This window comes from Trebonia sp. (genome assembly GCF_030042015.1).
Taxonomy (GTDB): domain Bacteria; phylum Actinomycetota; class Actinomycetes; order Streptosporangiales; family Streptosporangiaceae; genus Trebonia.
Window position 1 is genome coordinate 1 of record NZ_JASIAL010000402.1, and the last position, 10,834, is coordinate 10,834.

At 68.4% G+C, this 10,834-nt stretch carries 9 protein-coding genes and 1 pseudogene; 5 read left to right on the plus strand and 5 right to left on the minus strand.

The genetic code is table 11. From position 1 onward, the window contains the following. Positions 1-552, plus strand: a 552-nt coding sequence (locus Q1N79_RS21755) for a hypothetical protein (RefSeq protein WP_300611790.1), incomplete at its 5' end; no start/stop codon positions are given. A gap of 10 nt (positions 553-562) precedes the next feature. Here Q1N79_RS21755 and Q1N79_RS21760 read toward each other — a convergent pair. Beyond that, on the minus strand, positions 563-856 hold the full coding sequence (locus tag Q1N79_RS21760) for a nickel-binding protein (protein WP_300611793.1): 294 nt from the start codon (positions 854-856) through the stop codon (positions 563-565). A 154-nt stretch (positions 857-1,010) separates the two neighbouring features. On the opposite strand from Q1N79_RS21760, the gene Q1N79_RS21765 reads away from it, so the two are divergent. Next, positions 1,011-3,869 (plus strand): LuxR family transcriptional regulator, encoded by a 2,859-nt coding sequence (locus Q1N79_RS21765; RefSeq protein ID WP_300611795.1) that lies wholly within the window; start codon positions 1,011-1,013, stop codon positions 3,867-3,869. A gap of 698 nt (positions 3,870-4,567) precedes the next feature. Here the strand turns inward: Q1N79_RS21765 and Q1N79_RS21770 are convergent. Then, on the minus strand, positions 4,568-5,848 hold the full coding sequence (locus Q1N79_RS21770; RefSeq protein WP_300611798.1) for an ISAs1 family transposase: 1,281 nt from the start codon (positions 5,846-5,848) through the stop codon (positions 4,568-4,570). 151 nt (positions 5,849-5,999) lie between these two features. Here Q1N79_RS21770 and Q1N79_RS21775 point away from each other — a divergent pair, with 151 nt between their 5' ends. Both Q1N79_RS21775 and Q1N79_RS21780 read left to right on the plus strand, forming a co-directional pair. After that, the gene (locus Q1N79_RS21775) at positions 6,000-7,571 is read left to right on the plus strand and encodes an alpha/beta fold hydrolase (RefSeq protein ID WP_300611801.1); all 1,572 of its coding nucleotides are present in this window, start codon (positions 6,000-6,002) and stop codon (positions 7,569-7,571) included. Next, a complete protein-coding gene (locus Q1N79_RS21780) occupies positions 7,523-8,227 on the plus strand; it encodes a hypothetical protein (protein ID WP_300611804.1) in 705 nt (234 codons plus the stop codon). The genes Q1N79_RS21775 and Q1N79_RS21780 overlap by 49 nt, the downstream gene beginning before the upstream one ends. Before the next feature lie 48 nt (positions 8,228-8,275). On the opposite strand, the gene Q1N79_RS21785 is transcribed toward Q1N79_RS21780, so the two are convergent. Continuing rightward, entirely contained in the window at positions 8,276-9,058 is a 783-nt protein-coding gene (locus Q1N79_RS21785) for a crotonase/enoyl-CoA hydratase family protein (RefSeq protein WP_300611807.1), read from the minus strand. Positions 9,059-9,097: 39 nt separating this feature from the next. On the opposite strand from Q1N79_RS21785, the gene Q1N79_RS21790 reads away from it, so the two are divergent. Further along, positions 9,098-10,030 carry a 2-deoxy-5-keto-D-gluconate 6-phosphate aldolase domain-containing protein gene (locus tag Q1N79_RS21790; RefSeq protein ID WP_300611810.1) on the plus strand — a complete coding sequence of 311 codons (933 nt, stop codon included), beginning with the start codon at positions 9,098-9,100 and terminating at the stop codon, positions 10,028-10,030. 69 nt (positions 10,031-10,099) lie between these two features. Here the strand turns inward: Q1N79_RS21790 and Q1N79_RS21795 are convergent, their stop codons facing one another. Next, on the minus strand, positions 10,100-10,609 hold the full coding sequence (locus Q1N79_RS21795; RefSeq protein WP_300611813.1) for an NAD(P)H-dependent oxidoreductase: 510 nt from the start codon (positions 10,607-10,609) through the stop codon (positions 10,100-10,102). Beyond that, positions 10,606-10,834: pseudogene (locus Q1N79_RS21800) on the minus strand (alkanesulfonate monooxygenase); the annotation flags it as partial. The gene Q1N79_RS21795 and the pseudogene Q1N79_RS21800, both read right to left, overlap by 4 nt.

The window sequence follows — 10,834 nt, forward strand, 5'->3', positions numbered from 1 at the left end:
GAAGTTGGCTCCAACAAGGCGCACCGTATCGAGGTGCTGCCGGACGGCAGCAAGCTGTACACCGAGAACGAGGAGGACACGTTCGGGACCGTCGTGGACCTGGCCACACGGCGGGTGATCAAGAAGATCCCCACGCCGAACGGCTCCGCCGGAGTCGGCATGTCTCCCGACGGGCAGACGGTCATCTACGTCGACGCTCAGGAGCCGCAGATCCTGGTGGTGGACACGGCCTCAGACGAGGTCCGCTCGACGATCAGGCTGGCCGGGCACGAGAAGGCGGCCCAGATCGCGCGCTACAGCCCCGACGGCAGGCACCTCGTCGTCACCAGCTTCGAGGCGCCGCTGGCGACCGTGCTGTCCGCCGACCTTGCGTCACAGGCCCTGCTGCACCTCGGCCAGGGCCCGATGAACATGGCCTTCCACGAAGACGGGGAAACGGTAGTGATCGCCAATCACAACGAGGGGTCGCTGGCCGTGTGCAACCTGAAGCGCGGCGAGGTGCTGCGCACCGTGCAGGCGGGTGTCGGCGTGGAGACCCTCTCGTTCTTCTAGCCGGCCGGGGTCAGGGAGTGCCGTCCTGCCGGGTATCCGGGTCGTGCCAGATCTCGATTGCCTCGACGATCCTGCTGACTACGACGTCGGCTCGCTCATTGAGCTGGCGGACCGCGGCGGCTGACGGTCCTTCATAGACCGAGAAGACCACCTCCTCGCCGGGGATGAGGATCGTGGTCACCTCGCGCACGCACGTCCCCTCAATGCTCATCTGTTCCATCACTCGCCGGCCCCTGTTGAGGGCTTGGAGAATCAGCTCGCTCGTCACGCCAGGCCAGTAACGCTCGACCAGGTATGTGGGCACACTGGTCCTCTCTTTCCACGCACGCTACCGCCGCCTTCGACAGCGGGAATCACCGGAATTAGTGAGTTTCCCGGTTCATCGCAGGCAGGCCGCCGGGCGGCGAAAGGGTTCACTTCTTGCGCCGGATGTGTTAGACCCAGTTCGGGGGTGCACGGTGGATTCGCGGCCTATCGGGCGAGATGCCGAGATCGCACAGATCCTGGCGTTTTTGTCGGCTGCGTCCGGCGGGCCGGCGGCGCTGGTTATCACGGGTGATGCCGGAATCGGCAAGACGGTCGTGTGGCAATACGCGCTCCAGGCCGCTGCCGGTCAATGCACGGTGCTATCGTGCCGGCCGGCCCCGTCGGAACGGCCACTGGCCTTCTCCGCGCTTACTGACTTGTTCGGCGAGGCCGTCGGGGACATCCTTCCCGAGCTTGCGGGACCGCGGCGGCGGGCGGTGGAGGCAGCGCTGCTGCGCGACGGGTCCCTCGGGCCTATGCGGACTGCTGTTCCCGAGGCCGACCCCGCGACGCCCGAGCCGCGGGCGGTGGCGCGGGGAACCCTGGACGTGCTGCGAATCCTCGCCGGCGCCGGGCCGCTCATGCTCGCCGTGGACGACGCGCAATGGCTGGACCGCCCGTCCGCCGGCGTGCTGCAGTTCTGCTTCCGGCGCCTGCAGGGCGAGCCTGTCCGCATCGCGGCGACGTGCCGCACCGATGACATGGTCCCGCTCGGCCTGGATCGCGCCCTGCCGCCTGACCGACTCGACCGGACGCGGCTTGGCCCGCTGAGCCTGGGCGCGATCGGTGAGATCCTGCGGTCCCGGCTTGGCGCCGCGCTGCCGAGGTACGCTCTCACCCGGCTCTATGACACGTGCGGCGGAAACCCTTTCTACGCCCTCGAATGCGCCCGCATGCTCCTTGACCATCCGCACATGTCGCTGACCAACGAGCCGCTGCCCCTTCCGCCGAACATCGGCACTCTCCTGCGGCGTCGCGTGCGCCGGCTGACGCCGCAGGTGCGGCGGCTGGGGTGGCTGGTCGCTGCGTCCTTCGACCGGCGCGAGCGGCTGATCCGCGCGGCATGTGGCGACGAGTCGTTGGCGGCGATCGACGAGGCTATCGACGAAGGCATCATCGAGCGTGACGGGGAGATCTTGCGGTTCACCCATCCTCTCCTGCAGTCCGCCCTGTACGGCGAGATGCCGCCGTATGAACGCAGGCAGGTGCACCAGCGGCTGGCGATGGCAGCCGAAGACATCGAGGACCGCGCCTGGCATATGGGCCTGGGCGCGGACAGGCCCGGCGCGGACATCGCCGGGATGCTCGAGGGCGCCGCCAGGCACGCGGCGTCGAGGGGAGCCCCGGAGGAAGGGGCGACGTTAGCGGAGCAGGCTGCCCGGCTGACACCAGCCGGGCAGCCGGAGGCGGCTCGTGAGCGGATGGTGCAAGCCGCCGATTACCACTTCCGCGCCGGAAGCATGGCACGCAGCCGGGAGCTCGTCCAGTCGGCGCTGGCCGCCTGTCCGCCTGGCCCGCTTCGGGCGGCGTTGCTGCTTCGGCTGGCCACCGTCCACTACCACCTCAGCGGCTGGCCGCTGGCCGAGCAGACATTCCATCTGGCGGCGGGCGAAGCACGGAACGTCCCCGCCTTGCGTGCGCACGCAGAACAGGAACTCGCGTTCGTCCGGGTGGTAGCCGGGGACCTCCCAGGCGCCCTGAGCTGGGCCAAGGTATCACTGCGCTCGGCCGAGCAAGCGGGCAGCGCGCGCATGATGGCGCACTCGCTGGCCCGCCTCGCTGTGTTCGAGTTCTTCCAGGGGCATGGCGCGCGGCTTGACCTGCTCGACAAGGCCGAGGCACTCGACGCGGCCGCGGGTGAGGAGCCCAGCGGGCGGCTACCGCTGTTCGGCCCATCCCTGGGCAGAGGCCTAATCCTGAAATGGTGCGACCGGCTGGACGAGGCGCGGACGATACTGGCCGGGCAGTACCGGAACGCTGCCGACGCCGGGAATGAGGCATCCGTCCCCTTCTTGCTGTACCACCTCAGCGAACTTGAGTGCTGGGCCGGGAAATGGGATGCCGCCGAGGGATACGCGCTTGAGGCCCGCCAGGTAGCCGAGGAGAGTGGTCAGCAGACCATGACACCCGCGGCCCTGTACTGCCTGGCCCTCGTGCGCGCCCACCGGGGCCAGGTCGCCCAGGCCCGAGACCTGGCAACCCGGGCGCTCGCCCTGTGCGAACAGACCGGAAATGTTCCGCTTGCCACCCAGGTGCTTTGCGTTCTCGGTTTCATCGCGGTGTCCCTGGGCGACCACCAGGCCGCGGTTTCCCACCTGGACCGGCTCGCCGAGGCGACCGATGCCTTCGGCCTCGGCGAACCAGGCGTGGTGAAATTCCTCCCCGATGAAATCGAGGCGCTGTCCGCGCTCGGACATACCGATCGCGCCTGGTCGTTCACGCGGCAGCTTGAGGCGCGGGGTAATTCGCTCCGGCGCCCGTGGGCACTGGCGGCCGGCGCGCGCTGCCGTGCCCACCTCGCTGCCGCCAGCGGCGACCTGAGGGGCGCCGAGAGTGCCTGCGAGCAGGCACTCTCAGAACATAACCAGCTGCCAATGCCCTTCGAGCTGGGCCGGACCCTGTTCGTCAAGGGAGTGATCGAGCGGCGGTCGAGGCGAAAGTCGGCCGCCCGCGACTCATTCGGCCAGGCCCTCGACATCTTCGAGCACCTCGGGGCGGCGCTATGGGCCGACAAGACCCGCCGTGAGATGTCCAAAATAGCCGTGCGCGCCCCGGTATGCGGGCTCACCGACACCGAGCGCCGCATCGCCGCCCTCGTCGCGCAAGGGCACACCAATCGGCACATCGCCGCCGCGATGTTCGTAACCGAGAACACCGTGCAGACCCACGTCCAGCACATCTTCCGCAAACTCGGCCTCAGGTCGCGTACCGAACTCGCTGCGCGGATGCTGTCCGCGCCCGCCACGAAGATCACTGATTCAAGGGATTCCCCAGCCCGCGCGCGGAACTAGCGTCGTTTCCTGACCATGCCCATGCCCTGCCGTGACCGTCCAGGCTTGACGCTCAGCGCTCCGATCATGCCGTGCCCGGTGAGGAACTGAAATGTATGTAAATCCAATTCCGGTTCAACCGCCGCAGGAACCGACTGCTCCTGCCACCACGGTTGATTACTCCTGGTACCTCCTCCCGTCGGATTATTTTCTTGATATGACCGACACGGCAAATGGGCAGCCGACAGGCCGGCTGCTCCCGAGCCTGCGCGCGGCCGCACAAACGCGCGACGGCAATCAAATCCTGACGCAGGTGGCCGGGCTGTATGCGGACATTTACTCGGATAACAACCAGGATTTCGCTCCGACTCCTTATCTTACGGCAATGACACAGCTTGCCGTGACGGGCGCTAACGCCTTCGCGAATTGCCCAAGCTTCCCGCAGACAGCACTCGAGGAATTCTTTTCAAATCAGCCGCTGGTGCAAGCCTCTGTGGCGACAGCGATCATAAACCAGATGAGCGAGGACTACAATAACGCAGTGCAAACGGTGCGCAGCCCGCTCGCCGGGGTAAACCATCAGGACCGGGAAGCTCTGGGATGGGTTGCGGTCTCCGGAGAGGACGATCCGCCTGACTTTCCTGTCAACGTGCGGATCGCCTCCTACCCACGGCCCCGGCGTGTTTGTGTTATGCGACGTGATGCTCTCGGTGCCGGGTTCACGCGTATCCGTAGAGGGCCAGGATGCGCTGGTCGCCGCGACCGTAGTAGCGGCGGGCGCAGGCGATGTTGGCGAATCCTTCGCGGCGGAATGCGCCCATGACCAGGTTGCGTATGGCGGCGTAGGCATTCGGCTGGTTCCCGGTGCGGGCTTTCTGGGCGTCCTCGCGGAAGGTGACGTCGCGGGTGTAATGCTGGCGGTTCTCGATGCCCCAGTGCTGGCGGGCGTAGATGGCCAGGTGGCGGGGCCCGGCGAGGTCCGCCGGGAGGCTAGTGATGGCGTAGGCGATCTCCTTGGACGTCCAGGGGCCGTGCGTGGGGCCGGTATCGCGGCGGATGCGCAGGACCTGGGCGGCGCCGGGCCAGTCGATGCTGTCTGCAGGAGCGGTGCGGATGCTGCGCTTTTCCCGCCGGCCGTGGCCTTTGCCGTCCTCGGCCCATGAGGCGTCCGCGAACTCGGCGTCGGTGCCGCTGAGCGCAGCGGTGACCTGCTCCAGCAGCGCGGGCTGGTTGGCCTTGGCGATCATCAGGTAATGGGCGCCGTGGTTCTGGCGCAGCAAGCGGGCAGTCTCCCGCTGAGTGTGCAGGGCGTCCAGGGTGACGACCATGCCTGCCAGGTCCAGGCCCTCCAGGCACGGGGCCAGTTCGGGGATCTCGTTTGTCTTCGCGCCCACCTCCCGTTGCGCCAGTGTGCGGCCCTCGCCCACGTGGAAGGCCGACAGCAGGTGCACCTGGCTGCCGTCCGGGCGGACGGCCCCGCGGACCGTCTTGCCGTCCGCGGCGGCCTGCGGGCGCATCCCGGGCACGGGGGGCCTGCGGGCCTGCGCGGCGGCGCGGCGCTGCTCCCGCTCATGCCGGGCCGCCTCCGGCAGGTCAGCGGGCGCGGCCTGGGGCACAGCAGCGAGGTAGCCGTGCACCGCGCCGTTCAGCGCCGCCGCATCGATCCTGGTGAAGACGCGGCGGAACGTGCGCTCGCAGGGCGGCCGTACCTGCCCGGTCCACGGGTCGCGGCGCCCGCCCAGGACGGCCAGGATCTCCCGGGAGCATCCGGACGCCCAGTCCGCGATCGCGGACGGCGAGTCGTACCCGGCCGCGGTGAACGCGCATACCGCCAGCGCCAGCACGAATTCCAGCGGATGCCAGCGGCCCAGCGGCGAGCGCGGGTCAGGGATCCCGGCCAGCCACTCGCGCAGGCACGGGCACGGTGCCCCGTCAGGAGCGAGAACGGCGGACAGGTCGTTACGGGATGCGTCGATCAGCGAAGATAGCAGCGCGGGCACGGTACTTTCCGGAGGCTCGGGAGGGTGGTACCTCCGATCTTCAGGAGCCGTGCCCGCGCGTCAAATCGGGCGCCCAGTAACAGAAGCGGCACTTGCCCCACCCCCGACTTCAAGCCACCACACAGGCACGAATATCGACCTCGCCGGGGCCGTGGCCTCCTACCCGCAATATCACATCGGACTCGATGTGCCCACGTCGACGTCGTTTATGACCCTGAAAGTACGCTATTTCGTTGCATCCCAGGGCTTGCCCCCGAACCCGCTGGCAGGCCCATTCATCCCGCCAGGGGACGAAATCATCCTCTATATTCACGGGGAGGGCTCAAGAGCCGAGGAGGCACTGGATTTTGTTGGGGGACTCTTCAAGGCGCAAGTCGGAACCGGTCGCTCGTTCACCGTGATTTCGCTGGACCTGCCCGGCTGCGGGTACACAACACGGGTAAAACCGGGATCCGGGGAGAATGCGACCCCTATCTTCGACACCGTTCCCCATGCTGAGGTGGCCCCCCTGCCCCAGCCATCGATGATCCTCGGCTTGTACGAGATCGGGAACTTCCCCACCCCAGACCTGCTTGACTTCATCGAGAGCACCATCGTCAATTTTGTCGAGGCGCTTGACCAGCAACTTGGCAATGTCAAGGAACGGATCGTCGCCGTTATGGGCGGCAGCCTGGGCGGGCACATGGCGCTTCGTTTCGCGGCCAGCGAGTACGACTGGGTTCAGAATGTGATCGCCTGGTCACCGGCAGGCGTCTGGGACCACGATGTTTCGATAGGGGAACCCATCGCGGTCACCGTCGTCCAGCGGCAGATCACGGACCCGCAGCTGCTTGACCGGATCACGCAAACCCTGAAAGACGGCGTCCTTGATCAGACCCTGGTGGATGCGGCAAGATCGGACTTCATCAATACTGTCTGGTACCAGGATACTTTTTCCCCGCCGTCCCCAGGAGTCGCGGTAACACTAGTGGCCCTCGCGATGGTGATGTCCGGAGAGTTCGTGTCTGCAGCCGCAACAATCGGAGGAGGCATTTTCTCTGGCTGGTTCGGCGCAGCGGTAACCGCGTTGTTCGTCGCCGATCTCGTCGCGGGCTGGGCCGCGCTTCCCGCCGTGCCGCGGCAGCCCCTCATGTGGTATCGCGATGACTGGCCCGGGCCCCTCACTTCCGACAACGCCGCGAAGCTCACGGCCATGCAGGAGGACCTGTATGACCGTCAGGAGATCTACAACGAGAACTTCAGGCAGTGGCACTGGCGCATCTGCATGGACTGCATCGGGTACAGCTTTGCTGCCCTCCAGCACGCGATCAATAAAAATCTGCAGCTGATGGTGGGGACCTCGGACAACTATCCCATGGTGCATTTCGCGAACAACGTCCCGCAATTTGCAGCAAGCCTGACCGGCCCCGGCGTCGGCCTGTCGGTCTACGATACCGGGCACTCCATACACAACGAACGCCCGTATTTCCTGGCGCAGCAGGTCATCGCTTTCACCGGACACGCGGAGCACGCCGCTGGCTTGCTCCCGGTCTGGATGAGCGGCACTCCGCTGCAGGGCCCGGCCGGGGACTGGAACCGGGGCGTCGACGGCTTCGTGGCCGCCGACGTCGACGGCGACGGCGAGACCGAAATCGTCATCTACAACAACACCGACCTGTGGACCGGCGTCCTGAAATGGCAAAACGGCGCCCTGGGCCCGATCTGGATGTCCCCACGCCCCTGAACGGCCCGGCCGGGCGCTGGGATCGCGGCATCGACAGCTTCGTCGCCGCCGACGTCGACGGCGACGGCGAGACCGAGATCGTCATCTACAACGACACCGACCTGTGGACCGGCGTCCTGAAATGGCAAAACGGCGCCCTCGGCCCGATCTGGATGTCCCCAACGCCGCTGCCGGGCCCGGCCGGAGACTGGAACCGGGGAATCGACGGCTTCGTCGCCGCCGACGTCGACGGCGACAGCCAGACCGAAATCGTCATCTTCAACAACACCGACCTGTGGACCGGCGTCCTGAAATGGCAAAACGGCGCCCTTGGCCCGATCTGGATGTCCGCCAACCCGCTGGCGGGCCCGGCCGGAGACTGGAACCGGGGAATCGATGCCTTCGTGGCCGCCGACGTCGACGGCAGCGGCGACACGGCCGTGGTCATCTACAACAACACCGACCTGTGGACCGGGGTCCTGAAATGGCAAAACGGCGCCCTGGTCCCCGTCTGGATGGCGCCCACCCCGCTGGCCGGCCCGGGCGGGGACTGGAACCGGGGCGTCGATGCCTTCGTGGCCGCCGACGTCGACGGCGGCAGCCAGACCGAGATCGTCATCTACAACAACAGCGACCTGTGGACCGGCGTCCTGCAGTGGGATCCTCTGCTGACGTAGCCCTGCCCGCGGCGGGCGGCAGAGTCGATGACTACCAGGTCATCGCCGTCATGGCAGCGGGGCGTCGAAGGTCCCGTGCCGTCCCGCGCCGGCGGCGAACCGGGCGGCGCCTGCGCTGGCCTCGGTGACCAGCGCCGCGCGCCCGTGCGCGAACTCCGACGCCATCGCGGCGGCCTCGTCCAGGCCCTCGGCGTCCAGCACAGACGCGCGGTCGCTGCGCAGGCAGACCTGCGGGAACGCGGCAAGCCCGGCGGCCAGCTCCTGGGCGGCGGCCAGCGCCTGCCCGGCCGGCACGACGCGGTTGGCGAGCCCGATCGCGACCGCCTCGGCGGCGTCGACCGGGCGTCCGGTTAGGATCATGTCCATCGCCCTGCTGGTGCCGATCAGCCGGGGCAGGCGCACCGTGCCGCCGTCGATCAGTGGGACGCCCCAGCGCCGGCAGAAGACGCCGAACACCGCGGTCGCATCGGCGACCCGCAGGTCGCACCACAGGGCCAGCTCCAGGCCGCCGGCCACCGCGTACCCGGAGACCGCGGCGATGACCGGCTTGGACAGCCGCAGCCGGCTCACCCCCATCGGCCCGTCGCCGTCGGGGCTGACGCGGTTGCCGCGCTCGGTGCCTATCGCGGTCAGGTCGGCGCCGGAACAGAAGACGCCGCCCGCGCCGTGCAGCACGGCAACGGCGGCGTCCGGATCGGCGTCGAACGCGCGGAAGGCCGCGGCGAGCTGGGCCGCGGTCGGGCCGTCGACGGCGTTGCGGCGCGCTGGGCGGTGCAGGACGACGGTCGTGACCGCCCCCGACCTCTCGACCCGGACTGCCTGATCAGTCATATCCGTTCTCCTCGCTGCCCGGCTGGGTAGCGTACAAGCATGACAGCCAACTCGGGGTGGCGGCCCCGGCACGACGATCCGTTGTTCATCCTGGCCATGGATCACCGCGAATCGTTCGGCAGGACCCTGTTCGATGTCAAGAACGACCAGCCGGACGCTGCCGAGGTCGCCGCCATGCGAGCTGCCAAGCACCTCATCTACGAGGGTTTGCGGGAGGCCCTGCCCGCGGTGACGCACGGGCGCATCGGGGTGCTTGTCGACGAGCGGTACGGGCAGAGCGTCATCGACTCGGTCCGCGGCAGCGAGCAGCCGCTGGTGCTTGCGGTGCCGGTCGAAGCCAGCGGCCACGAGTGGTTCACGCTGGAGTGGGGGCAGGAGTGGCTCAAGCACGTCGAAACGGTCCGCCCCGATTACTCCAAGGTGCTGGTCCGCGATAACCCGGACTTCGACCCCAAGGAGCGCGAAGGGCAGTTCGAGCGCCTCGCCGAGGTCAGCGCCGGGCTGCGCGGCATCGGCGTGCCGATGCTTTACGAGCTGCTCGTGCCGGCCACCGACGCCCAGCTTGCGCAGGCCGGCCAGGACGCGGCCAGGTACGACCATGACATCCGCCCCGGCCTGGTCACGCGGGTAATCGCGGACAACTACGCGCATGGCGTGGAGCCCGCGATATGGAAGGTCGAGGGCCTGGAGACCGTGGCGGCGGCGCGGCAGGTGGCCGAGCAGGCCAAGGCCGGCGGCCGGACAACGGACCTGATCGTCCTTGGCCGGGACGCGCCGGCCGACCGCCTCGATCACTGGCTCGAGGTGGCCTGCCAGGTCGAGGAGTTCGTCGGGTTCGCGATCGGGCGCAGCATCTGGGAGGACGCCGTGCGCGGCTACGAGGCGTCCGACCGCGGGGAGGCGGCGGTGGCCCGCGTGCGCGACCAGGTCGCCGAGCGCTACCTGGGCTTCATCGCGCACTGGAAACGCTGACGCGGGGTCCCGCGCGAGGCGCGTGCGAGTTGCGGCGGGCAGGCGCCACGCTTCGTTCGGGATAGGTGGTTAGCTTTTCAGCGAACGGATGATCAGCGGGGTGGCGGTGGCGGACCACCTGGCCACCACGGCGTCGAGCTCGGGGAGTTCCGGCTCGGTGACGTACAGGCCCCGGGCCGGGACGGTCGCGGCGAGCTCCACGAGGACCGGGCGCAGGTGGACTTCGACGGCGAGCAGGTGGCCGGGCCAGCCGCCGGTCATCACGGGGACCGCCGTGACGCCGGCCAGTCCGTTGGAGCCGTAGCGGTCGAGGAACGCCTTGAGCATGCCGGTGTAGGACGCCTTGTAGGTGGGCGAGGCGAAGATCGCGACGTCCGCGCTCGCGACCGCCGCCGTCAGCCCGGACAGGACCGGATCCGACCAGTCGAACAGGCGGGCGGCGTGCTCGGCGAGGTCGATCTCCAGGCGGTCGGCCGACGTGCCCAGGCCCGCGGCGATCGCGTCGGCGACGGCCAGGGCGACGGAGTGCGTGCGTGATTGCGGCTTGGGGTTGCCGGTGATGACGGCGATCGTCGTCATGGCGCGGTCACGTGCTCGTGGGTGGGGACGAACGGGGTCAAGGTTTCTCCGTTTTCTGCTGGTGCCGGATGGGTCCAGAGGCCGCGGCGCGCCAGGATCGGGAGGACGGCCTCGCCGAACCAGTACGCCTCCTCCAGGTGCGGATAGCCCGAGAGGATGAACTCGCTGATGCCGAGGCTCGCGTATTCCGTGATGCGTTCGGCGACCTCGGCGTGGCTGCCGACC

Bases quoted from the DNA above. Each gene is read 5' to 3' on its own strand.
- Q1N79_RS21785 (WP_300611807.1), bottom strand. From the start codon at position 9,058: ATGACTGATCAGGCAGTCCGGGTCGAGAGGTCGGGGGCGGTCACGACC.
- Q1N79_RS21780 (WP_300611804.1), top strand. From the start codon at position 7,523: ATGGCAAAACGGCGCCCTGGGCCCGATCTGGATGTCCCCACGCCCCTG.
- Q1N79_RS21795 (WP_300611813.1), bottom strand. From the start codon at position 10,609: ATGACGACGATCGCCGTCATCACCGGCAACCCCAAGCCGCAATCACGC.
- Q1N79_RS21790 (WP_300611810.1), top strand. From the start codon at position 9,098: ATGACAGCCAACTCGGGGTGGCGGCCCCGGCACGACGATCCGTTGTTC.